Here is a 22,407-nt window from a genome sequence, read left to right as displayed (position 1 = left end):
CGACAACTCATGCATCGCCTGCATCCGGCATGATTGCTCGTGTGTCTGCCCTCCATACGTATCTCTACGGACCCGTCGGGGCGCCGGAGATCCTTTCGCTGCACGGCCTGACCGGTCACGGCCGGCGTTGGCAGTCGATGGCCGAGAACCAACTGCCCGAAGCGCGCTGGATCTCGCCAGATCTGCGCGGTCACGGGCGCTCGACCTGGGCTCCCCCGTGGAACATCGAATCCCACGTGGCGAGCCTGCTGGAGACACTCGACGAACATGCCACCGGACCGGTGGTGATCGTCGCGCATTCGTTCGGCGGAATGCTGGCGCTGCACCTCGCGGCCACCGCACCGGAACGCGTTCGTGGGCTCGTCCTGCTCGACCCGGCGATCGGTTTGGATCCGACTTTCATGCAGGAAGTGGCCGAACTCACAATCGGCTCACCGGATTACACCGATGCGGCAGAGGCTTACTCCGAGAAGATTCACGGCTCGTGGGGTGAGGTTCCCACCCCGGATCTCGACATCGAGATGGCCGAGCACCTGATCCAACTGGGCAACGGACGCGTCAACTGGCGCCTGTCCACCCCCGCGATCGTGACCGGGTGGGGTGAACTCGCTCGCCCGATCGTGCTGCCACCGTCATCGATGCCGACCGTGCTGGTTCAGGCAATGAAAGTCCACCCTCCGTACGTCACCGACGAGTTCCGCTCAGCGCTCACCGAACGCCTCGGCGAAAATCTGACCAGTGTCGCATTCGACTGTGACCACATGGTCCCGCACGTGCGGGCCGACGAAGTCGCCGCCCTCGTTCGCAGCGTGCTCTGAAGGAACCGACATGGCGGCCACCACCGAAGAGCAGATCGAAGAGGTAAGGCGACTCATCGCGTCGATTCCCGCCGGCTTCGTGGCGACGTACGGCGACATCGCCGACGCCGCAGGACTTTCCAGCGCTCGCACGGTCGGCTGGATCATGCGGACCGACTCTGCCGACCTGCCGTGGCATCGGGTTCTCGGTGCCTCCGGCAAACCGTCGGCGCACTTGGCTCATCGTCAGATCGCCAAGCTCGAACTCGAAGGTGTGCCGATCAAGGACGGTCGGATCGACCTGAAGAAAGCTCGGTATCACTTCTGATTCACGTGTCACCGGTCGCCGTCACCCCGGCGATGGGGCAGCATGGAGGCATGACCACCACGCCGCCGACCGCCGCCGTCATTCTGGCGGGTGGTCGCGGGACCCGAATGGGTGGTGTCGACAAACCTGGCCTGCTCGTGCACGGCCGCAGACTCCTCGACATCGCGCTTTCAGCGACGGCGCATCTGGACACCGTCGTCGTTGTCGGTCCACATCGACCCGAACTGGATGCGCGCATCACCCAGTCCCAGGAATCTCCGGTCGGAGCTGGACCTGTTGCGGCGATCTGGGCGGGGTTGTCCGCGACCGGGTTAGCTGAAGACGCCCTGGTGGTCGTGCTGGCATCCGATCTACCACACATCGAGGCCGAATCAGTCGACGCGTTGATCGCTGCGACGTCGACGGACAATCCGGTGACGTGCGCGGTGGACGAGAACAACCGAACCCAATTCCTGTTCTCCGCGTGGACCGTTCGTGAACTCCGAGAGCGCCTCTCAGCACTGCGCGATGGCGCAGGGCTCGAGAATCAACCGATGAAAGCGATTGTCACCGAACCGTTCTCGACCCTGCGTGTGGCTGGTACCACCGACTGCGACTCACCGGCGGACATCGATCGCGCGCGAAGCCATCCGCGCCTGACGATCGAGCAAGCCCGCACCGCCATCACGAACGCATTGACACCGCTGTCCCCGCACCGGGCCGACCTCGCCGACAGTCTCGGAGCGACCCTCGCGCAGCCTCTCGTCGCCCTGGGTGATCTTCCTCGATCCGATGTCTCGGCGATGGACGGGTACGCCGTCTCCGGCGAGGGCCCGTGGCGGGTGCGCACCGAGATCCGCATCGCGGGCGCCGACGGGCAACTCGAACTCGGCGAAGGCGAAGCGATCCGCATTGCCACGGGAGCGCACCTGCCCACCGGTGCCAACTCGGTGATTCGGGACGAGTACCTGTCCCTCGACGAGCCATCTCGTATACTGCGACGACTGCCGGATGCACCGTACCGCAACGACGCTCGCCCGCGAGGGGAAGACTGGACCACCGGATTCACGATCGCCCCGACTGGCACCGCGGTGACCCCGTCGGTAATCTCGGCGGCTGCCAGCGGAGAAGTCTTCGACGCCCTCGTCCGTGGTCCGGTCCGGGCACGCCTGATAGTCACCGGCGACGAGATCCGGCGAACCGGTCCACTGCGTGAAGGTCAGACCCGCGACTCCGTCGGCGGAATTCTTCCCTACCTGCTCGAACGCAACGGCGCACGGTGCGAGTCGAATTCGCACCTGCGCGACACCGCAGACAGTTTCGAGCGTGTGCTCGCGGATGCGACTGAACTGGACCTGCTTGTTGTCATCGGTGCGACGGGTGGCGGCGCTGCCGACGAAATGCGCAGTGCGCTCGATCGACTCGGCGCTCGCACGATCGTCGGCCGAGTTGCCTCGCGCCCGGGTGGATCTCAGATAACGGCGGTCCTGCCCAACGGTCGGGTGGTTCTCGGCCTCCCCGGCAACCCCTACGCCGCAGTGACCACCCTGTTGACGATGCTGCCTACCGTCGTGGCCGCCCTGACCGGGCGGGAGCCGCCACCGCCTCTGCTCGGCATCATCGAGAACGCTGCTGCGGTGAGTTCCGATGCGGTACGCCTACTTCCGGTCACACAATCCCCCGACGGTCGCTGGCGAGCCGATCCGTCCGTGCGTACCGCGCACCTTGCAGGGTTGATCGGACGCTCGGCGTTTGCACTCGTGCCGGCACACGCACAGAACGGCGCCGCCGCCGAATTGGTTTTCCTCCCAGGCTGATCGGGACAAGCACCCAACGGTCAGAACTCCTGGTAGGACGACGCAACTGGGGCATGACTGCCCCCGAGACTGTTCCGGCGCCTACGCCGGCCGGCGTCCGCCAGCACGATCACGGCGACAACGACCGCGAGCACCAGCGAATACACGCCCCACAGCACCACGAACGGCAGCAGCCAACCGGCATCGACGGTCTGACCGCGCGGTCCGACGCAATACAGGGTGAAATTGGTGGACGTACCGTCGTCGTCGGCAAAGGTATCCGAGACGACCATTGCGCTCGGTGTCGGATCGTCACAGAAGATCGGCGCCAACTGGGCAACCTGACCGGGCCAGATCACCGAAGACAACAGTGCGGCAAAGATTCCCACGACCACGATCACCACTACCGAGATGACCAACGGAACGATACGGCGGCTCACAGCGGCTGCACCAGAAAGGGAATTCCGTCAGGGCCGAAGACCACCAGTACCCGCGATCGTGAGGATTTCACCATCACGGAGGCGTGTATCGCCTCGGTGCGACTGACCGAGATCCCGGTGACTTCACCCTCGTCGATGCCGCTGCTCGCCAGCGCATCGTCGACCAACTTCTCGACGTTCGCCAATGCCGGCACTTGATCCAACGTGAACGATCGTGCATCAAGATTTTCGGTGACGCTCACTTGCACGGGGCTCGGCTCACCGAGAATCACGCCGTCGAAAGAGAACCTGTCGAGCTGCGACGGCTTCCCCGGGTCTCGAACGGTGACGCCGAGCGTCTCGACCGGACTGATGTCGACGCTGGTCACCGTCACCGCGTCGACGCCGTATCGCTCTGCGAGGCTGTCGAACCCGTTCCGCACCAGATCCGACGTCATCCCACCGCCACGTTCACGCATCTGATCTTCGAAATCCATCCGGTCGACGGCACCGATGCATCCGCTCAGACTCGTGGTTGTCAGGGCGAGGGCCGCAATCCACAGCACCGGCCGCACCGGCGAGGACGCCAATTTCATGAGCGGAGCGTACCGCGAGTGTCCGGTTCGATCAGGTCGACCGTGTTTCTGTCGGCGACTCGTGGGATCATCGCGCCATGAATCGTGTCGACGAAGGATTCGAACCGCCGGACGCATTGGTCGAGTGGTGCCGCTCCCGCACCTTTCCACTGCACGTCCTCGACGACGAAGCCACCGTCGACCTGGACTGGTGGAACGCACACCTGAAGGATGCCGGCCACACGATCAGCCTGCGCGGGCGCGATCTGGACGGCAAAGTGATCACCGAAGGCCGAGCCATCGTTCAACGCAACGACCTTCGCCCGGCGAGCGACCTCGTCGTCGCCCAGCACGACGGTCTCGGACTGCTGTTCCTCTGCGCCGCCTGGCAAGGCTCGCACGAGAGCAGACGGTTCACGCGGCGGTTCCCCAACGTCTTCAATCCGCATCACCGCGAGGACGAGGATCCGCTGACCCAGATCACGGCCATTCTCGATCACTGTTCGAAAAACAAGTCCATGCCGGTCGTTCGGCGCGACACCTGGTCGGGGTGGCCACTCACCCCCGGCGTCGGGGTATCGCTGATGGCCGCATTCATGTGGGCGGTGGGCGTACAGGACGAAGGCCGACGCGCTCAGATGATCGACCAATACGGCGTCTCGACGCTCATCCACGAGGGCTGGCTCGAGGATCCTTCCGTCACCGGATTCACGACGCGTCGCTACCGCCGGTACTGCGAACTGCTCGACAGTTGGGCCTATGCCGCCGGCACCCAACCCGAAATCGTCGAGATGTGGTTGGTGAAGCGGTGGAGTGCGCGACTGGCCCAAGCACGCAACGACGTCAGCGCCCCCACCCTCTTCTAACTCTCAGAACGGCTGTATCTCAGAACGGCTGTATCTCAGAACGGCCAGGCGGGGAGGGTAGGCAGCCCCACTCTCGTCGGCCTCCCGACCAACCAGGCCAAGGTCTCCGCGTCGGACAGTGACGGCACTCGTACACCAGGAACAGCCGTCTCGAGTGCGCCCAACTGACTGGCGAGCGTGAATTCCACGAACTCGGCCGGCCAATCGTGGCAGGTGTAACCGATGTCGAGGTCGAGCAAGTGAATCTCGATCTCGTTCCAGCGCAGGATCGGTAGATCGAATGCCGTGACAGGTTTGCGCCACGGAACCGGCGTGTCCAGTCGATCTGTCGGGAGGTCAGCCAATGCGTCGACCAGTCTCGTTCCCGAGAAGCGATAGTCGAGTGCCAACAACTCGGCCGGGCGATCGGCACCTTCGTCGATTGCAGCGTTGCGCGCGTCCGGTCCCCCGGGGTACATCTCCCCCGACTCGCCGCTGCGCACTCCGGCAACAAATCTGCCCAGCGCGTCAGCGTTGCGCGAGAGGTGGGTGACGACGTGCCCGCGGCTCCATCCGGGTAGCCCGGACGGCTCACGTACCTGATCTTCGGTCAGTTCACCGATGAGAGCCTGTGCCTTGACGTCGGATTCACGAACCGCTGCGACCAGGTCGGCATACGTCGGTGTTACGGAGTGAGACGTCATGCAGCGATACTAGTTCCCCTCGCGCACTCTCATACCGATTCACGACAAGGTCCACCACTCCTTGGTCGACTCCGAGCGGTTCGGTGACACCGTCAGCTCCTGCAACGTGCAACCTCTCGTGAAACAGTCCGTGAGCGAGGAGGTACGAGGCGACAAAAACTCGCTTCGCGCCGCGAACGCGTGCTGCTGCAACAACATCGGCTACCTTCGGTTCTCCAGTTGCGATGTATCCGATATCCACGCGATTTCCCGCCACTTCGGCGAGCATCAGCGCAGCGCGCTCGACGTCTCTCAGCGCGCGGGCATCGGAGGACCCGGCAGCAGCAAGCACTATCGCGTCACCCGGATTCCACCCCACTTCGGCCAATCGTCGAAGCAGTACCCGCGCCAGAGCCGGATCGGGTCCGAGAGCAGGCGTCACGGTCACGGCCGCGTGCTCACTTATCGCAACTTCGCGTCGAACGTCGGTGTGGACGTGATAACCCGACGCCAGGAAAGCGGGTACGAGAATCGCTCGCCCTGGAGTGTCCCGGAGAACTTCCGAAGGTGACGGACCGAGCACATCGACGAATGCAACGCGAGTACGCCCGACGCGCTTGCCGACGGCTTCAGCAAGCGCGGCAACCATTTCCACGCCGCGTGCACTACGCGTGCCGTGAGCTACCAGTACGAGTACATCGTCATCGCGTTGCATAGTCACCTGAATTCTGTGCATAGTCACCGGGGTCGAGGGCAAGTCGGTAGCCTCGTTTGACCACGGTCTGAACGGCTTTGGGGGCACCGAGGCACGCGCGCAACCGGGCGACGGCGGTCTCGACGGCGTGGGTGTCGCCGCCACCACCGGGAAGTGAAGCGAGAAGCTCGTCGCGGGAGACGACTCGCCCAGGGCTGGCCCCGAGCGTGCGGATCAGAGACATCGCGGCGGGCGGCAACTGCTTCACTTCGCCGTCGACGACCACGCATCCTCCGCGAATACTGATTTCGTGTTCACCGGCTTGAATCTTGTTGGCTCGCTGCGGGAGTTCGTCGACAATGTGACGCGCGAGCGCCCCCAGACGCGCTCGCGAGGGAGCCGTGGTCGGCACGTTCAATGCCTCGAGCGGCGCCGACGTCACCGGACCGACGCACATTGCTGCTACCGGGCCCCTCATCGCGTCGAGCATGTCGCCGAGATCCCCGGTTTGGTCGGCTCGCATCAACATCGAGGCTACGGCCGGTGCACTGGTGAAACTGACCGCATCGATTCCGGCTGAAGCGATGGCGTCGATCATCCGGTCGAGCAGCGTCGGATCCTCCGGCTGTTCCCATCGATAGACGGGCACCGCGATGACCTCCGCACCGGCCTCGCGCAGCACCTGACAGAAATCGGGAATCGGCTCCCATTCAGTGGTTGCACCGTGCAGTTGTACAGCGATTCTCTTGCCCGAGACTCCTTCTGCAAGAAGATGTTCGAGCACTTCGGCGGACGACTCGGACGCCGGCGACCATTCTTCACGCAGGTCGGCTGCGCGGATTGCGCCTTTGGCTTTGGGGCCGCGTGCAAGCAGACGAGCCGAGCCCAACGCGGATCCGAGATTTTCGGCCTCACCCCACCCGTCGGCGGCTTCCAGCCAACCCCGGAATCCGATCCCGGTAGTCGCGACAACCACCTCGGGGGGATCCGAGATGATCTGCTGTGTCACCCTTTCGAGCTCGCGGTCGTCGGCGAGTGGAATGATTCGAATCGCCGGAGCGTGAACGACATCCGCTCCCCGACGAGTCAGCAACGTCGCGAATTCCTCGGCGCGGCGCGAAGCGGTGATACCTACCGTGAATCCAGCCAACGGCATGTCGTCACTCACGAGACTGCATCGGGGACAGTCGAGCGAACGCCCTGCATTTGTAGGCTGTGTACCTGAACCACACCGGCCCAGACGCGGACCCCGTACACCGGTAGCGCGACCGACGAGTCGTCCAGCGCTCGGCCGTCGACCAGCGAGAACGCCTGCTTGAGCAGCGGCGAGACGACGATCGGTTCACCGTCACGGTCGCCGACGAGTCCGCGCGACATCACCGCGGCGCGGCCGTACGGATCAAAGTTGCTGACGGCTCTCAGCGTGCCGTCCTCGAGCAGGAACAGTGCCACCTGCTCGCCACCTCGAAGAAGCACGGCGACCCCGCGTCCAGGGATCAGATGGCTCAGCGGGCAGGCCGACGTCCATTCGAGTCGATCCGAATCCAGCTTGGCGATCTGCGCATCGATGACACTCATCGAAGTCCTCCTGTCGATCCGGCGACAACGTCGCGCGGGTTCTTGTCTACGTTTCTACGGACCCCGTGTTTCCCACGGGTTACGCGACTATTACCGGCGCGTAGGGATGCGCGGCATACCCATCAGGACTGGAACCTTGCGCACTCCGGTCTCGTCGAACACAACCGTCGGGTCGGCTTCTTCCGGTGCGTTGACAAACGAGACGAACCTCGACAACTTCTCCGGATCACCCAGCACACCAGCCCATTCGTCCTGGTAGCCCTCGACGTGCTTGGCCATCAGAGCCTCGAGTTCTTCGCCGATTCCCAGGCTGTCTTCACAAATCACGGCCTTGAGGTGATCGAGTCCGCCGTCGAGTGATTCGACCCACGGCGCAGTGCGCTGCAGGCGATCGGCGGTGCGGATGTAGAACATGAGGTAGCGGTCGATGTACTTGACCAAGGTCGCGTCGTCGAGGCCTCCGGCAAGCAATTGAGCGTGTTTGGGCGACTGTCCGCCGTTACCGCCCACGTACAGATTCCAACCGTTCTCCGTCGCGATGACGCCAACGTCCTTGCCACGCGCTTCGGCACATTCACGGGCGCAACCCGAGACGCCGAACTTGATCTTGTGCGGCGAACGCAGGCCGCGGTAGCGGTTCTCGAGATCGACGGCCATGCCCACCGAGTCCTGGACGCCGTAGCGGCACCAACTCGAACCGACACAACTCTTGACGGTACGAAGAGATTTGCCGTATGCCTGGCCCGATTCCATCCCGGCGTCGACCAGACGCTTCCAGATCGCCGGCAACTGTTCGACGCGGGCGCCGAACAAGTCGATGCGCTGACCGCCTGTCACCTTCGTGTACAGGCCGAAGTCGCGCGCCACCTCGCCGATGACGATGAGCTGTTCGCCGGTGACCTCACCGCCGGGCATCCGCGGGACCACCGAGTACGTACCGTTCTTCTGGATGTTCGCCAGGAAGTGATCGTTCGTGTCCTGCAGCGACGCCTGCTGACGGTGCAGAATGTGATCGGAATCCGTCGACGCCAGAATCGAGGCGACAACCGGCTTGCAGATATCGCAGCCGGCTCCCTTGCCGTACTTGGCGATCAGCGCCGAGAAGGTTCTGGTCTGCGTCGACTGCACGATCTGGAACAGCTCGGCACGTGACTGTGCGAAGTGCTCGCACAACGCCTTCGACATCACGACGCCGGAATCGGCCAGCAGTTGCTTGACAGTGGGAAGGCAACCACCACAGGTGGTTCCGGCGCTCGTGCACGCTTTCACCGAAGCGATGTCGCAAGCACCGGCTGCGATAGCACCGCAGATGGCGCCCTTGGTCACCGCGTTGCACGAGCACACCTCGGCGTCGTCGGGCAGCGATCCTGCACCCGGCTTCTCCCCCGCGGGCGAGATCAACGCCGCCGGGTCACCGGGTAGTTCACGACCGACCAGCGGGCGCAGCGATGCATAGGCTGACGCGTCACCGACAAGAATGCCGCCGAGCAGGATCTTCGCATCGTCGGAGACGACGAGCTTCGCGTACGTCCCCTTGGACGCGTCGCTGAGGACAACTTCGAGAGCGCCCGGCGAAGTCGCCATCGCGTCACCGAAGCTGGCGACGTCGACACCCATGAGCTTGAGCTTGGTGGACATGTCGGCGCCCGGGAAATCCGCGGCGCCGCCGAGCAGGCGGTCCGCAACGATCTCGGCCGTCGTGTAACCGGGAGCGACCAGTCCGTAGCAACGACCCTCCACCGCAGCACATTCGCCGACTGCGTAGACGTTCTCATCCGACGTCACACAGCCGAGGTCAGTCAGGATACCGCCGCGCTCACCCACCGCGATGCCGGCGTCGCGGGCCAGCTGATCGCGCGGCCGGACTCCGGCCGAGAAGACGAGCAACGACGCGTCGATGGTGGAACCGTCGGACAGCTCGACCACAATTCCGTTGTCGGCCTGAGAGATTCCTGCTGTGCCGACACCGGTGTGGACGGTGAGCCCCAGCTCGGTGACAAGCCGGGCGAGCAGCGCGCCGCCGCCTTCGTCGACCTGCATCGGCATCAGTCGCGCATTGTGTTCGACAACGTGTGCCGTCATTCCCATGAGCGAGAGCGCATTTGCCGCCTCGAGTCCGAGAAGACCGCCACCCACCACGACGCCGACAGCGCCAGGGCCCGCCTTGTCGGCGGCAGCCCGGATACCGTCGAGGTCGTCGAGAGTGCGGTAGACAAAACATCCGTCACCGTCGTGCCCCGGTACGGGAGGCACGAACGGATACGAACCGGTCGCCATCACCAGAGCGTCGTAGGAGATCGTGTTGCCGGTGGTTGTCGTGACTGTGCGGGCGTCTTTGTCGATCGAGAGCGCGCCCTCCCCCACCCGGAGATCGACCAGGCTGTCGCCGACGTAGTCGTTTCCGGCCAGTGCCAATTCCTTGGGGTCCCACGCTCCGACGTACGAGGACAGCCCGACTCGGTCGTACGCTGCGTACTGCTCGTCGCAGAGCACGGTCACCGACCAGTTGTTCGCTTCGTCGCGCGAACGCAGTGCCTCGACGAATCGGTGTCCGACCATTCCGTGTCCGATGACAACAACCGACTTGCTCATGACGCCTACTTCCTGAGGTACGAGAGTGTTCTGAGATTCTGCGGAGCGGTCGTCATACCGTGACGGCGACCTTCGTGTCGTCGACGTCCGTGGTCAGCGTCGACGGCTTGCGCAGGAAGACGAACCAGGTGACCGCGATGCAGGCGATGTAGAAGGCCAGGAAGACCCAGAAGGCCATGGTCGCCGACTTCGCGGGGCTGCTGTACGACGCGCGCAGGACCAGGTTGATGCCGACACCGCCCAAACCGCCTACCGCACCGGCGAATCCGATGAGCGCGCCGGAAATGCTGCGCGACCATGTTGCCTTTTCGCCGCGATCCATGTGGTCGAAGCTCTGAGCCTTCGCTTCGAAGATTGCCGGGATCATCTTGTAGACGGATCCGTTTCCGATGCCCGAGAGCAGGAACAGGGCGATGAACCCGAGAACGAACGTCACCATGATCCCGGCGCTCGCGACACCCGCAGTGTTGTCGTCCATTGTTCCGGCCGTCACGAGGATCGATGCCGCGAACGCCATGGCGACAAACGTCCACATGGTGATCTTGCCGCCGCCGATCCGGTCGGCCAGTTTGCCGCCGAGAGGGCGAGCGATCGAGCCGAGGAGCGGTCCGATGAAGGCGATCTGTGCTGCATGCAGGGCCGCCGCTGCCGGAGTGGCACCGCCGGCGAGAAAGTTGATCTGCAGAACCTGACCGAAGGCGAAGCTGAATCCGATGAAGGAACCGAACGTACCGATGTACAGGAAGCTGATCACCCAGGACTCGGAGAACTTCAGCGCCTTGGCCATCGAGCGCAGGTCCGACTTCTGGTTGCCCAGGTTGTCCATGAACAGTGCAGCGCCGACGGCAGCGGCCGCGATGAACACGAGATAGACGGCGCACACGATCCACGGAGCACGGTTACCGACGGTGGCGATCACCAGCAGGCCGATCAGCTGGATCATCGGTACACCGATGTTGCCGCCGCCTGCGTTGAGTCCGAGCGCCCACCCCTTGAGGCGCTGCGGGTAGAAGGCATTGATGTTGGTCATCGACGACGCGAAGTTGCCGCCACCGATGCCGGCTGTGGCCGCCACCAACATGAACGTGGTGTAGGACGCTCCCGGATTCATCATCAGGTAGAGCGTGAGAAGTGTTGGTACGAAGAGGAACAGCGCACTCATGACCGTCCAGTTGCGACCACCGAAGCGTGCGGTGGCAACCGTGTACGGAATGCGGAGGACCGACCCGACGAGTGTGGGCACTGCGACGAGGAAGAACTTTCCGGCCGCGTCGATGCCGTAGATATCCGTCGGCATGAACAACACCATCACGGACCAGATCGACCAGATCGAGAAGCCGACGTGTTCGGCCACCACTGACCAGATCAGGTTTCGCTTCGCGATGTCCTTGCCGCCGGATTCCCAGGCGTCGACGTCCTCTGCATCCCAATGCTCGATGTAATGACTCACCAGGGCCTCCTGAATATGTTGGAGACCCAAAGATAGAAAACGGTTATTGCGCCGGTGCTGCGCGCGATGACCGCGAAGTCAATTGATCCTCACCCGGTAACAAGGCCGGATGTGAGCTAGTTTTTCGCGGGCGCGTGCCAGGAGTCCTCGAGCATCCGAGGCTTGCACGCCTGGTAGGCACCCAGAAGCACCACGATCACCGCGACGACGAGCAAGCCGAACGGCGCAGCGTATCCACCGGACACGTCATGGAAAACGCCGAACAGGAGCGGACCGAGGCAGGCAACGGAGTAGCCGATGCCCTGGGTGAAACCGGACAGGGCGGAGGAGCCGATGTGCGAACGTGTGCGCAGATTGATCAGTGTGAGTGACATCGGGAACGTACTCGGGCCGAGGCCCAGGACGACAACCCACACGATCGGTGCCGCCATCGGGGCGAAGTAGAGTCCGCCCATTCCGACGAGGTAACAGACGGCACACGCGATCACGACGGGGAACGGATTGGCCATGCGGGCGCACAGCGTCGGTGCTCCGAAGGCTGCGACGAGCCCGATCACCGAGAACATACCGACCATGGTTCCGCCGAAGGCGTCACTGGCGCCGGCATCACGAAGGATCGAGGGAATCCACGTGAACATCGAATAGGTGATCAGCGAAGTCATGCCGAACATGCCGGCCATCCCCCAGGCCACGGGCGAACGCCAGACCTGCCCGCGTGGCTGTTCCGTCACTGCCGCAACAGAATCCGATGCATTCTCGACGGACTCGGCGTTCGCGCGAGCCTTACGCGAGCGAGCGAGGGTGATCAACCAGGGTACTGCGGCGGCGAATCCGAAGGCGGACCACCAGCCGATCGAGAATCGCCACCCGAAGGCGTCGGCAACCGGAACTGCGACGAACGCCGGAACGATGGTGCCGATCTGCACGGCCACGATGTAGACCGAACTCATGGTGGCGAGGCGATCGGAGAAGTACCGCTTGACCAACGGCGGGATCACGACATTGCCGATTCCCATGCCGGCCAGCGCCAGAGCCGACAGAGCCAGCAACGACCACGTCTGAGACATCATGGCGCGCAACAGCATTCCGACGCCCGCCATCAGCATCGCAACGAGGGCCGTGCGTTCGAGCCCGATGCGTTTCGCGATGGCCGGGGTGATGAGCCCGAAGATGGCGAACATAGCGGTCGGAACCATGCCGAAGACGCCGACGATCGAGGCGGAGAAGCCGATCTCGTCACGAATCTCTGCCGCCAACGGCGAGAACGAGGTCACCGCAAGTCGAAGTACGAGCGCAGACATCGCAATCGCTGCGAAGACGAGCACACGGCCTTGTATCAACGAGCGGGTTTCGGTTCTCTCCAGTTGAGCAGTCACCGGCAAATCATAGGATGACCGGACGAACTCGCACAAGCGCGGTACTCTAACGTCACATTCACACCACTACCCAGAGTCACAACCCGGACCCGAGGAAACACCACGTGCAACCCGTTCGACGCGCAAGCCTCATCTCGCAGGTCACCGAACAACTCCGCAACGAGATCCGGAGCGGAACCTGGTCGATCGGCTCCAAGATCCCCACCGAACCGGAACTGTCGGAGCTGACCGGCACCGGCCGTAACACGGTGCGCGAGGCGGTCCAGGCGCTCGTTCACGCTGGCATGCTGGAACGTCGTCAGGGATCGGGCACCTACGTCGTTGCCCTTTCCGACCTCGGTGGCACTCTCGGCAACTACTTTGCCGGCGCCCACCAGCGGGATGTGCTCGAACTAAGGCGCGCGCTCGACATCACTGCGGCCACTCTCGCTGCCGCACGCCGAACCGAGAACGACATCGCCGAACTGACGCGGTTACTAACGCTTCGCACCGCATCGTGGGAAGGCCAGGACATCGACGCCGCCACAACTGCGGACGTCGCCCTGCACCGGGCGATCGTCGCGGCCAGCCACAACGAGGTCTACCTGGAGTTTTACGACTCCCTGCTCCCGGTCATCGAAACCACGATTCAACAGCACATCGATGCGACCGGCGAGGGATTCCACTCGCAGCACGCGAAGCTCGTCAACGCTGTCGTCGACGGGGACACGGTGGCCGCTTCGAACGCCGCACGCGAATTGTTCGAGGGCCTGGTCTCGGACTTCGGTGCAGGCGCGGCGCTCTAGAGCAGCAGGCGCACGATGTCCGACGTGCGGGCCAGTCCCGGGAACGCGTCCGCCGTCGAGCGAGGATGCAGAACATGAACGGCCAAGCGGAACATCACCGCACGTAGAAGCATCTGCGGCCACTCGGGAAGGTCTTCCCAACGGCCGACCAGTGCCTCGTCGGCACCGCCCCACGAGATCGCGTCGACCACCGCGACGGCGGCCGCCCACGCTGCCGGACGCCAATACGGCGTGATGTCGGTGATTCCGGGCGCCATACTGCCCGAGAAAAGAACTGTCCCGAACAAATCGCCGTGCACGAGCTGATCGGGACTCTGCACCGGCTTACGCAAAGTCGCGAGCCCGGCAATCAGTTCCAAACTCTTGCGGCCGTCCGGCGTAGGCGTCTCGAGCTGCTCGACGCCCTTCGCGATCCTCAGCGGGACCGTCTCCCACGCCGCGCGATCAGCCGCGACGAATACGTCGACCTCGGCCCACGGCGGCACCGGCGGTTGCGCAAGGAAGCGCGGGCGCTCGAGCGAGGCCGTTGCAGCATGCAGTCGGCAGGACATCGAGACCACTTCGTCGTGACGCGGTTCCGGCGATCCGACGATGAATGTGTCGGCGCGCCAGCCCGAGACGACGTAACGACCGTCGGTCGAACGCACCGGTCGAGCCAACCGAACACCGTCGACTTCGAGGTTCTCTCGCACCTTCGCCGACCACGCTGCGCGGGCATGATCCGCGACTGCTGAAAGGACGACGTCTCCACACAGCCAACCGCCGTCCCAATCCGCACCGAGTGGGATGGGATCGACTTCACGGAGACCGAAGGTGGAGCACACGTGCTGGGGAGGTTGTCCTGTGCTCACACCACAACGCTACCGGTGCGCAGCGCCGCCTCCCGCGAGGCGCGCCTAATAGACCGGCAGACTCGCATCCACTTGGTTCGCCCAGGCGATCGCGCCGCCTTGAACGTGAACTGCGTCGGCGAAGCCGGCGTTCTTGAGAAAGGCAAGTGCCTCGGCCGAACGAATTCCGGTCTTGCAGTACAGGACTATCTGCTTGTTCTGCGGCAAGGTCGCCAGGGCCTCACCGGACAGAATGCGGTCCTTCGGGATCAGCACCGCCCCCGGCAGATGCATGATGTCCCATTCGACCGGTTCTCGTACGTCGACCAATTCGATCGATCGACCCTCGCCGATCATGGCCTCCAGTTCCGGCGCCGTGATCGTCGAGCCGGCAGCGGCAGCGCTCGCCTCTTCGGACACGACACCGCAGAACGCGTCGTAGTCGATCAAGGCGGTGACCGGAACGCGGGTCGGATCACGCTGAAGGCGGATCGTCCGGAACGTCATCGCAAGTGCGTCGTAGATCATCAGGCGTCCGAGAAGAGGTTCACCGATTCCGGTGATGAGCTTGACCGCCTCGGTCGCCATGATCGAACCGATGGTCGCCGGCAAGACTCCGAGAACACCGCCCTCGGCACACGAGGGGACCATGCCCGGCGGCGGCGCCTCCGGGTAGAGGTCGCGATAGTTCAGTCCCGCGCCGTCCGGGGCGTCTTCCCAGAAGACCGAGACCTGCCCTTCGAAGCGGTAGATCGAGCCCCACACGTACGGCTTTCCGGCGATCACGGCGGCATCGTTGACGAGGTACCGCGTCGCGAAGTTGTCCGTGCCGTCGAGGATCAGGTCGTACTCGGAGAACAACTCGACCGCGTTGGAGTTGTCCAGGCGGAACTCGTGCAGTCGGACGTCGACGTGTTCGTTGATCTCGAGAATCGACTCTTTCGCGCTGACCGCCTTCGGGCGTCCGACGTCGGAACGTCCGTGAATCACCTGACGCTGCAGGTTCGACATGTCGACCTCGTCGAACTCGACGATTCCGATCGTGCCCACTCCTGCGGCCGCGAGATAGAGCAGTGCAGGCGAACCCAATCCACCGGCGCCGATGAAGAGGACTCGTGCATTCTTGAGCCGCTTCTGGCCGGTCATGCCGACGTTCGGAATGATCAGGTGCCTGCTGTATCGGGCAACTTCCTCCCGGCTCAACTCGGCTGCCGGCTCCACCAGTGGTGGCAATACGACGGGTGTTGCAGACACCGCGAAACACTCCTAGTTCAAGACGAGATCAGGGGTTCTCGATCCGGTCACGCTCGGGGGTACGGCCATGGATTGAAGCGGCACGTGAGTCCGTTCATCGGAACGACGCCCTCGGGATCAAGCCTAGCGATGTCGTTGTTCGCGGTTCCGAAGGTCTGCTGCATCATGATCGGTGCGAGGCCGCCTTCGGTCTCGCACGGCTGATGAGCGGCGTATCCGATGGCATGGCCGACCTCGTGATTGATCTGGTACTGCCGATACGAGCCGATGTCACCCTGGAACGAGATGGCGCCTCGCACCCACCGCGGTTCGTTGAGCAGGACTCGGTCCATGCTCGGGTTGTAGCAGGATCCTTCGAGTTCGATTTCGTAGCCGCAGCCTTCGCGGATCGTCATCTGCGAGGTCAGAGAGATCCGGAAGTCCGGCTCGCCCGCGTCGACGCGCCGGAACGCGACCTTGGGATCATTGGTCCAACTCTTCGGATTGGCCAGTGTCTGATCGACCATGCGTCCGTACGATTCGTCACCGCCGAAGCCGGTCGTGTCGACGCCGTCCTCGATCTCGACCGTGTACGTGAACTCGCGTTCGGTTCCCTGTCCGACCTTGCCCGTCGTTCCCGGTACGACGTGCCACGTTCCGCCGCCCGCGGCGGTGAACGGACCACCGTCGGGAAGTGCGCCGGACGGTATCGACGACGCAAAAGTTCCGTCTCCCGCCGGTGGCGCGCCGATGACGTCGGTTCCGTCGGTGCTGTGGGCGAGGTCGGCGGTGGCCGACGTCTTACTCGCAGAGTCGGTGGTGTCCGGACGTACTGCATCGACGATCACAAGAATGGTGAGCACCACGAGAACCGGAATCGCGTAGGCCCGCCAGCCGTACGTCGAGACGAAGCGCCCGAGCTTGCTCTGCTTCCGCGCTGCCCGGTCCGGCCGCGGATTGCGCGGGGTTCGGCCCACTTCCCGTTTGGTCGGATCCCATTGGGCACGCAAAGGTTGATGGGAGGAAATGCCTCGATAGTCGCGTTCGCCGTAGGCACGATCGTCCGGCACCTCCGGCCGACGTTCGTCGCGGGGCGCTCCAGTTCCGCTACGCATTCGAAGTTCCTCACGATCAGGGTTCTGCGTAGTTCGTCCACGCATGCGCGGTCCCCCTGGGTCAGTCACGTCGTCCAGAATCTCACACACGGCAAGTCGCTCGCCCAGGCTGACCGAAACCTGCTGGTCCTGGCGTGTCATGGCGACCCGTCGTGTAACGAGAAAGACCGCTGGTCTCGCTCACCGAGGCACACGCGACTCGCCCGGGCGACACACGGTATCGTTCATTCGGCTACGACCGGTGTGACGGAGGATACTGGCGGGTACGCACACGCGACTCGCGGATCCGCGCGCCGACCGAATTTTACTTTTGCTCAGATTGGAAGCGACATGACAGAACTCGCGGATCGGACAGACTCCGATCGCGGTACAACGGCTGGCAAGCCTGCCGGAACACGTCGCAGCACCCGCCTCCCCCGCGATGCGCGCCGCCTCCAGCTCCTCGCAGCTGCAAGCGAGGTCTTCGTCGCGAACGGGTACCACTCGGCCGGTATGGACGAGATCGCCGAATGCGCCGGTGTCAGCAAACCAGTCTTGTACCAACATTTCCCAGGCAAGCTCGAGCTGTACGTAGCGGTTCTCCAGAGCTATGTCGACAGTCTCATCTCAGGAGTGCGCCAAGCTCTGCGGTCGACGACGGACAACAAACAGCGTGTCCGCGCCGCAGTCCAGGCGTTCTTCGACTTCGTCGACAACGACTCGCAGGGTTTCCGCCTGGTGTTCGAGTCCGACATCATGGGCGAGCCCCAGGTGCAGACGCGCGTCGAACAGGCCACCGAAGCCTGCGTCGACGCCGTGTTCGACCTGGTCAGCCAGGATTCCGGACTTGATCCCTATCGTGCACGCATCCTTGCCGTCGGGCTTGTCGGTGCCAGCCAGTTCACCGCGCGGTACTGGCTCGAAGCTGCACGGCCCATCCCCAAGGAAGAAGCCGTCGAGATCACGGTGGCACTGGCGTGGGGCGGTCTCTCTCACGTACCGCTGCAGGCCGAAACCAAGTAACTCGTCACACACACACACACACACACACACGAATGGGCGGGCAGTCGTGAGACTGCCCGCCCATTCTGTTTCTTACAGCTGCGCGTCAGACGGTAGGCGCGAACCCGACCTTGCGGATATCGGACGGGCCGATCTCCACGTACGCCACGCGAGAGGCCTGCACCAGGAACTTGCGGCCCTTGTCGTCGACGAGTGCCAGAACAGGCTCGCGCCCACCGAGGACCGCCGCGACCAGTGTCTCGACCTCGTCAGGGGTCTGTTCGCTGTTGACGATGAGCTCACGCGGGCTGTCGATTACACCGATCTTGACCTCCACGGTCAACCTCCGAACTGTTCGTGAATTACATCCGTTGTCGACGCAAGGCTAATGCAGCAGAGACCGCGCACGCTCCTCCGCACGCTGTGCCCAGAGCGAACACAGCGCCTAGACGAGTCCGAGAATCGCCATCCGCTCGGCGTGCTTGGCCTGCATACCGTCGAACAACGCAACAACTCCGTTGAGGTCACCGGAGGCCGAGATCACCAGATCCGTGAGGTCCTCACGCTGCGCCAGCACGAACTGTGCCTGCGTGATCGCCTCACCGAGGAGTCGGCGTCCCCACAGCATCAACCGGTCCTTGGCGCGGGTGCTGGCCTCTACTGCGGCCTTCACCTCGAGCACCACGAACTCCGAGTGGCCCGTCTGAGACAGCACGTCCTCCACGATCTCGGCCACATCCGCAGGGAGGGAGTGTCCGATCTCGCGGTAGAAATCGGCAGCGATTCCGTCTCCGACATACGCCTTCACGAGCGATTCCAGCCACGTCGAGGGCGTCGTCGACGCGTGATAATTGTCGAGCGCGCGAACGAACGGGTCCATGACGGCAAAGATCTCGTGGCCACGTTCCGTGAGGGCTGTTTCCAGAGTCTCGAAGTGGTCCATCTCGGCGGCGGCCATGCTGGCGAACGCCACCTTGCCTCGCAGGTCCGGTGCCATTTGTGCGTCTTCCGCCAAACGGTAGAACGCCGAAATCTCGCCATACGCGAGAACGCCGAACAAATCGATCACGCCGGGGTGATCGGAAGCGACTCGGCCTCCGGTTCCAGCGTCCGTCGAAGCATCAAGATCGTGTGCGCCCATAGCTACGAACTGTAGTGCTTCGGCGGCCGACGCGACCGCCAAGGACCGCATGTCCGATTCGGTGATCTTCGACATGTCCTCGCGAGGGACGGACAACGTGCAGCTACAATGGTCTTGGGAGTTCGCCAGTTCCCCCGGCCCTTTTGGTTAGCCGGGACGGCTGCGCTAGATCAGCCGACACGACTGTGCTCACGCGAACCCCACCGATAATGTGCGCGCACCTGCATAGAAGGTCGTTGCCCGCTTCGCCGAGATCACCGGACGGTTCGAATCCATCCGAGGTGAATTCAGTGCTGAGGCGTAGGCATGACCGACGAAAAAGAGGGCATCGACATCGGCCGACTTACGGCCTGGCCCCTTACCTTGTGCGTGCGTACCGCCACGAGGAAAGGCTAGTCCCCTGAGCAAGATCACTGTCGACCACGAAGACGAAGCAACCGAGAACACCGTTTCCGTCCAGCTCGACGACACCCATGTACCTCCGACCTTTGCCGAGCTCGGTGTCCGCGACGAAATCGTCCGCGCACTGAACGAGATCGGCATCGAGCGCACCTTCGCCATCCAGGAACTCACCCTTCCGTTGGCGCTCGCCGGTGACGACCTCATCGGTCAGGCACGAACCGGAATGGGCAAGACCTTCGGTTTCGGCGTTCCGCTCCTGCATCGCATCGTCACCGCCGAGAACGGCACGGCTGTCCTCGACGGCACGCCTCGCGCCCTGATCATCGTTCCCACCCGCGAACTGTGCGTCCAGGTCGCCCGCGACCTCGAGAACGCCAGCAAGTACCTCCGCGTCGGCGATCGCGGTCTTCAGGTTCTGCCCATCTACGGTGGCCGGCCCTACGAGGCGCAGATCTCGGCACTCCAGAAGGGCGTCGACGTCGTCGTCGGCACCCCGGGCCGCCTGCTCGACCTTGCAAACCAGTCACACCTGATCCTGGGCAAGGTCGGCGTCCTCGTCCTCGACGAGGCCGACGAAATGCTCGACCTCGGCTTCCTGCCCGACATCGAACGCCTCATGGGCATGGTTCCCGACAAGCGTCAGACGATGCTCTTCTCCGCGACGATGCCCGGCCCGATCATCACCCTGGCGCGCACCTTCCTGACGCAGCCGACGCACATCCGCGCCGAAGAGGCTGAATCCTCCGCAGTGCACGACCGCACGAGCCAGCACATCTACCGTGCGCACGCGCTCGACAAAGCCGAGATGGTCGCCCGCGTTCTGCAGGCCGAAGGCCGCGGCGCGACGATGGTCTTCACCCGTACCAAGCGCACCGCCCAGAAGGTTGCCGACGATCTTGCCGAGCGCGGCTTCTCCGTCGGTGCCGTCCACGGTGACCTCGGACAGATCGCCCGTGAAAAGGCACTGAAGGGCTTCCGTAACGGCAAGGTCGACGTTTTGGTCGCCACCGACGTCGCTGCCCGCGGTATCGACATCGACGACGTCACCCACGTCATCAACTACCAGTGCCCCGAGGACGAGAAGACCTACGTGCACCGCATCGGTCGTACCGGCCGTGCAGGCCGCACCGGCATCGCCGTCACGTTGGTCGACTGGGACGACATCCCTCGCTGGCAGCTGATCGACAAGGCCCTGAGCCTCGGAATGCCCGATCCGGTCGAGACGTACTCGAGCTCGCCGCACCTCTACGAAGAGCTGTCGATTCCGGCCGACGCCAAGGGCACGGTTCGCAAGGCGAAGGCTGCGCCCGAGAAGGCTGCAACGGACAAGGCAGACGCGCCGAAGACCACCGATTCCGACGCCGGCGACGAGAAGACCGCTCCCCGCCGCAACCGGACCCGTCGCCGCACCCGCGCCGGCGCTTCGGCCGACGCCGCGACGTCCAGCACCGCTACCGCGACCACCGCTCCCCCTTCGGCACCCGCCGCAACCGGTGCCGAGAACGCGGACGACGACGGAGCAGCCAAGCCGCGTCGCCGTCGGCGTCGCCGCCCCGCGGCTACCGCGACGGCAGGCGCCGCAGAGTAAGCTGCCGATGTGCTGGCTCCTGAAAGGCGTACTCGCTCAGATCTGATCGGTGCGCTGGCTCTCGCGCTGGCCGTAGTCGTAGCGGTGACCGTGGTGTGGCTGCGCAGTGATGCGCACGGAACCACCTCGGTCACCGCTGACACGTCACTCCCACCTCTGTCGACGTCGGTGTTGTTGCCCGACATTCTCGAGCAGACGTGGGAATCCTCCAGCGCCGACTCGACGGCGCCCATCACCGTCGGAAATGCCGTCGTCACTGCCGACGGCTCCGAAGTGATCGGCCGCGATCCGGCTACGGGCGAAGAAGTGTGGCGATACGCGCGCAACATCCCCCTGTGCGGCGCGATCGGTTCGTGGGATCGCGTCGTCAGTGTCTACCAAGACAATCGTGGTTGCTCACAGGTCACGTCGCTGGTCGCCGACACCGGCGCCCGCAAGGACCAACGCAACAGCGACGCCGATTCCGCGGTCAGCCTTTCAGCGGACGGCACCTATCTGATTTCGCGCGGCAGTGAGCGAATGGAACTGTGGCGCTCGGACCTGGTCCGAACCCTCGAGTACGGCCGGGTCGACGCGAAGGTCAATCCCAACAAGCAACCCCGCACCGGATGCACGCTGCTCGACGCTGCGTCGAGCGCCAACCGTGTCTCGGTACTCGAACGCTGCCCCGGTGAAGCCTCCAACAGGTTGACGGTGATGAATCCCGCACCCAAGGACGCCCAGGAACCGGAAGAGTACGGATCCGCGATTCTCCTCGACTCCGAGGGCGCCCGCCTGCTTGCCGTGGCCGGCGAGAAGACGGCTGTCTATCTCCCCGCCGCCAACGGAACCGTTTCTCGCATCAGCATTTTCGACGGATCTGGCAATCCGATCGTCGACTATCCGATCGAGGGAGCGGTCACCGAAGGCGCCCGCACGCACGCCGACAAGGCTTCGATCACGTGGTGGACCGGCTCGCAGACCGTCAACCTCCGCCTGAGCGATCTCGCTCCGACGTGGATCGTCAACGGAACGTCCGGGCCCGGAAGCATGGTCGCCGGTCAGATGCTCATCCCCGTACCGGGCGGTATTGCAGCCGTCAGCCCGTCGGACGGAACAGTTCAGCGCATGATCGCAGTGGACCGCGGTGAGACGGCGACACCGATCGTGCTCACCGGTGCGGGCGAGACGATTCTGGAGCAGCGCGGCGACAGCGTGTTCGCACTGCGCTAGTAACCCCC

Annotated in this window: 22 protein-coding genes; 8 read left to right on the top strand and 14 right to left on the bottom strand. The window is 64.0% G+C overall.

Annotated features, from left to right (window positions below; translation table 11 throughout):
* Nucleotides 1-29 precede the first annotated feature (29 nt).
* From QM716_RS07690 to QM716_RS07680, 3 genes are read left to right on the top strand one after another with little or no spacing between them, the layout of a single operon-like run.
* The gene (locus tag QM716_RS07690; RefSeq protein ID WP_283303606.1) at nt 30-818 is read left to right on the top strand and encodes an alpha/beta hydrolase; all 789 of its coding nucleotides are present in this window, start codon (nt 30-32) and stop codon (nt 816-818) included.
* Between the two features lie 10 nt (nt 819-828).
* Nucleotides 829-1,125: an MGMT family protein gene (locus tag QM716_RS07685; protein ID WP_003942322.1), complete on the top strand. Its 297-nt coding sequence runs from the start codon at nt 829-831 to the stop codon at nt 1,123-1,125.
* 50 nt (nt 1,126-1,175) lie between these two features.
* A complete protein-coding gene (locus QM716_RS07680; RefSeq protein ID WP_283303605.1) occupies nt 1,176-2,921 on the top strand; it encodes an NTP transferase domain-containing protein in 1,746 nt (581 codons plus the stop codon).
* Between the two features lie 20 nt (nt 2,922-2,941).
* On the opposite strand, the gene QM716_RS07675 is transcribed toward QM716_RS07680, so the two are convergent.
* Both QM716_RS07675 and QM716_RS07670 read right to left on the bottom strand, forming a co-directional pair.
* Entirely contained in the window at nt 2,942-3,340 is a 399-nt protein-coding gene (locus QM716_RS07675) for a hypothetical protein (protein WP_283303604.1), read from the bottom strand.
* Nucleotides 3,337-3,915 carry a hypothetical protein gene (locus tag QM716_RS07670; RefSeq protein ID WP_283303603.1) on the bottom strand — a complete coding sequence of 193 codons (579 nt, stop codon included), beginning with the start codon at nt 3,913-3,915 and terminating at the stop codon, nt 3,337-3,339. The genes QM716_RS07675 and QM716_RS07670 overlap by 4 nt, the downstream gene beginning before the upstream one ends.
* Nucleotides 3,916-3,992: 77 nt before the next feature.
* Between QM716_RS07670 and QM716_RS07665 the strand changes: the two genes are divergently transcribed.
* Nucleotides 3,993-4,760 carry an 8-oxoguanine DNA glycosylase OGG fold protein gene (locus QM716_RS07665; RefSeq protein ID WP_283303602.1) on the top strand — a complete coding sequence of 256 codons (768 nt, stop codon included), beginning with the start codon at nt 3,993-3,995 and terminating at the stop codon, nt 4,758-4,760.
* 35 nt (nt 4,761-4,795) lie between these two features.
* Here QM716_RS07665 and QM716_RS07660 read toward each other — a convergent pair whose 3' ends face one another.
* From QM716_RS07660 to QM716_RS07630, 7 genes are all read right to left on the bottom strand, one after another.
* On the bottom strand, nt 4,796-5,443 hold the full coding sequence (locus tag QM716_RS07660; RefSeq protein WP_283303601.1) for a maleylpyruvate isomerase family mycothiol-dependent enzyme: 648 nt from the start codon (nt 5,441-5,443) through the stop codon (nt 4,796-4,798).
* Nucleotides 5,388-6,137 carry a sirohydrochlorin chelatase gene (locus QM716_RS07655; protein ID WP_283303973.1) on the bottom strand — a complete coding sequence of 250 codons (750 nt, stop codon included), beginning with the start codon at nt 6,135-6,137 and terminating at the stop codon, nt 5,388-5,390. The genes QM716_RS07660 and QM716_RS07655 overlap by 56 nt, the downstream gene beginning before the upstream one ends.
* Nucleotides 6,124-7,284 carry a uroporphyrinogen-III synthase gene (locus QM716_RS07650; protein ID WP_283303600.1) on the bottom strand — a complete coding sequence of 387 codons (1,161 nt, stop codon included), beginning with the start codon at nt 7,282-7,284 and terminating at the stop codon, nt 6,124-6,126. The genes QM716_RS07655 and QM716_RS07650 overlap by 14 nt, the downstream gene beginning before the upstream one ends.
* Nucleotides 7,281-7,694, bottom strand: coding sequence for a nitrite reductase small subunit NirD (gene nirD / locus QM716_RS07645; RefSeq protein ID WP_230812643.1), 414 nt, complete (start codon nt 7,692-7,694; stop codon nt 7,281-7,283). The genes QM716_RS07650 and nirD overlap by 4 nt, the downstream gene beginning before the upstream one ends.
* Nucleotides 7,695-7,784: 90 nt before the next feature.
* The gene (nirB, locus tag QM716_RS07640; RefSeq protein WP_283303599.1) at nt 7,785-10,286 is read right to left on the bottom strand and encodes a nitrite reductase large subunit NirB; all 2,502 of its coding nucleotides are present in this window, start codon (nt 10,284-10,286) and stop codon (nt 7,785-7,787) included.
* 52 nt (nt 10,287-10,338) lie between these two features.
* Complete coding sequence (locus QM716_RS07635; protein ID WP_283303972.1) at nt 10,339-11,739, bottom strand: MFS transporter; 1,401 nt, start codon at nt 11,737-11,739, stop codon at nt 10,339-10,341.
* 113 nt (nt 11,740-11,852) lie between these two features.
* Nucleotides 11,853-13,112 (bottom strand): CynX/NimT family MFS transporter, encoded by a 1,260-nt coding sequence (locus tag QM716_RS07630; protein ID WP_283303598.1) that lies wholly within the window; start codon nt 13,110-13,112, stop codon nt 11,853-11,855.
* A gap of 104 nt (nt 13,113-13,216) precedes the next feature.
* Here QM716_RS07630 and QM716_RS07625 point away from each other — a divergent pair, with 104 nt between their 5' ends.
* Nucleotides 13,217-13,897: a FadR/GntR family transcriptional regulator gene (locus QM716_RS07625; protein ID WP_283303597.1), complete on the top strand. Its 681-nt coding sequence runs from the start codon at nt 13,217-13,219 to the stop codon at nt 13,895-13,897.
* Here QM716_RS07625 and QM716_RS07620 read toward each other — a convergent pair.
* Genes QM716_RS07620 through QM716_RS07610 form a run of 3 tightly spaced genes read right to left on the bottom strand, consistent with a single transcriptional unit; the run spans nt 13,894 to nt 17,075 of the window.
* Nucleotides 13,894-14,748 carry a TIGR02569 family protein gene (locus tag QM716_RS07620; RefSeq protein WP_007731227.1) on the bottom strand — a complete coding sequence of 285 codons (855 nt, stop codon included), beginning with the start codon at nt 14,746-14,748 and terminating at the stop codon, nt 13,894-13,896. The two genes, QM716_RS07625 and QM716_RS07620, sit on opposite strands and share 4 nt — an antisense overlap.
* A gap of 45 nt (nt 14,749-14,793) precedes the next feature.
* Nucleotides 14,794-15,981 (bottom strand): adenylyltransferase/sulfurtransferase MoeZ, encoded by a 1,188-nt coding sequence (gene moeZ / locus QM716_RS07615; protein WP_283303596.1) that lies wholly within the window; start codon nt 15,979-15,981, stop codon nt 14,794-14,796.
* A 47-nt stretch (nt 15,982-16,028) separates the two neighbouring features.
* Nucleotides 16,029-17,075, bottom strand: a complete 1,047-nt coding sequence (locus QM716_RS07610; RefSeq protein WP_502941994.1) for a DUF3152 domain-containing protein — start codon at nt 17,073-17,075, stop codon at nt 16,029-16,031.
* Nucleotides 17,076-17,405: 330 nt separating this feature from the next.
* Here QM716_RS07610 and fasR point away from each other — a divergent pair, with 330 nt between their 5' ends.
* Nucleotides 17,406-18,077, top strand: coding sequence for an HTH-type transcriptional activator FasR (fasR, locus tag QM716_RS07605; protein ID WP_230812633.1), 672 nt, complete (start codon nt 17,406-17,408; stop codon nt 18,075-18,077).
* Between the two features lie 85 nt (nt 18,078-18,162).
* On the opposite strand, the gene QM716_RS07600 is transcribed toward fasR, so the two are convergent.
* Complete coding sequence (locus tag QM716_RS07600; protein ID WP_003942312.1) at nt 18,163-18,393, bottom strand: DUF3107 domain-containing protein; 231 nt, start codon at nt 18,391-18,393, stop codon at nt 18,163-18,165.
* A gap of 108 nt (nt 18,394-18,501) precedes the next feature.
* Nucleotides 18,502-19,197 carry a ferritin-like fold-containing protein gene (locus QM716_RS07595; RefSeq protein ID WP_283303970.1) on the bottom strand — a complete coding sequence of 232 codons (696 nt, stop codon included), beginning with the start codon at nt 19,195-19,197 and terminating at the stop codon, nt 18,502-18,504.
* A gap of 400 nt (nt 19,198-19,597) precedes the next feature.
* On the opposite strand from QM716_RS07595, the gene QM716_RS07590 reads away from it, so the two are divergent.
* Both QM716_RS07590 and QM716_RS07585 read left to right on the top strand, forming a co-directional pair.
* On the top strand, nt 19,598-21,187 hold the full coding sequence (locus tag QM716_RS07590) for a DEAD/DEAH box helicase (RefSeq protein WP_283303969.1): 1,590 nt from the start codon (nt 19,598-19,600) through the stop codon (nt 21,185-21,187).
* A gap of 9 nt (nt 21,188-21,196) precedes the next feature.
* Nucleotides 21,197-22,399 carry an Rv3212 family protein gene (locus QM716_RS07585; protein ID WP_283303595.1) on the top strand — a complete coding sequence of 401 codons (1,203 nt, stop codon included), beginning with the start codon at nt 21,197-21,199 and terminating at the stop codon, nt 22,397-22,399.
* Nucleotides 22,400-22,407: the final 8 nt, after the last annotated feature.

The sequence above is a fragment of the Rhodococcus sp. IEGM 1409 genome, assembly GCF_030056735.1.
Classification (GTDB): Bacteria; Actinomycetota; Actinomycetes; order Mycobacteriales; family Mycobacteriaceae; genus Rhodococcus_F.
This window is presented reverse-complemented; position numbering and strand designations above follow the sequence as displayed.

What these genes read in the sequence shown, in the direction of transcription:
- QM716_RS07665 (WP_283303602.1), top strand. Translation starts at nt 3,993, where the DNA reads ATGAATCGTGTCGACGAAGGATTCGAACCGCCGGACGCATTGGTCGAG.
- QM716_RS07680 (WP_283303605.1), top strand. Translation starts at nt 1,176, where the DNA reads ATGACCACCACGCCGCCGACCGCCGCCGTCATTCTGGCGGGTGGTCGC.
- QM716_RS07610 (WP_502941994.1), bottom strand. Translation starts at nt 17,075, where the DNA reads ATGCGTAGCGGAACTGGAGCGCCCCGCGACGAACGTCGGCCGGAGGTG.
- QM716_RS07660 (WP_283303601.1), bottom strand. Translation starts at nt 5,443, where the DNA reads ATGACGTCTCACTCCGTAACACCGACGTATGCCGACCTGGTCGCAGCG.
- QM716_RS07595 (WP_283303970.1), bottom strand. Translation starts at nt 19,197, where the DNA reads ATGGGCGCACACGATCTTGATGCTTCGACGGACGCTGGAACCGGAGGC.
- QM716_RS07685 (WP_003942322.1), top strand. Translation starts at nt 829, where the DNA reads ATGGCGGCCACCACCGAAGAGCAGATCGAAGAGGTAAGGCGACTCATC.
- nirD (WP_230812643.1), bottom strand. Translation starts at nt 7,694, where the DNA reads ATGAGTGTCATCGATGCGCAGATCGCCAAGCTGGATTCGGATCGACTC.
- nirB (WP_283303599.1), bottom strand. Translation starts at nt 10,286, where the DNA reads ATGAGCAAGTCGGTTGTTGTCATCGGACACGGAATGGTCGGACACCGA.
- QM716_RS07690 (WP_283303606.1), top strand. Translation starts at nt 30, where the DNA reads ATGATTGCTCGTGTGTCTGCCCTCCATACGTATCTCTACGGACCCGTC.
- QM716_RS07655 (WP_283303973.1), bottom strand. Translation starts at nt 6,137, where the DNA reads ATGCAACGCGATGACGATGTACTCGTACTGGTAGCTCACGGCACGCGT.
- QM716_RS07670 (WP_283303603.1), bottom strand. Translation starts at nt 3,915, where the DNA reads ATGAAATTGGCGTCCTCGCCGGTGCGGCCGGTGCTGTGGATTGCGGCC.
- fasR (WP_230812633.1), top strand. Translation starts at nt 17,406, where the DNA reads ATGACAGAACTCGCGGATCGGACAGACTCCGATCGCGGTACAACGGCT.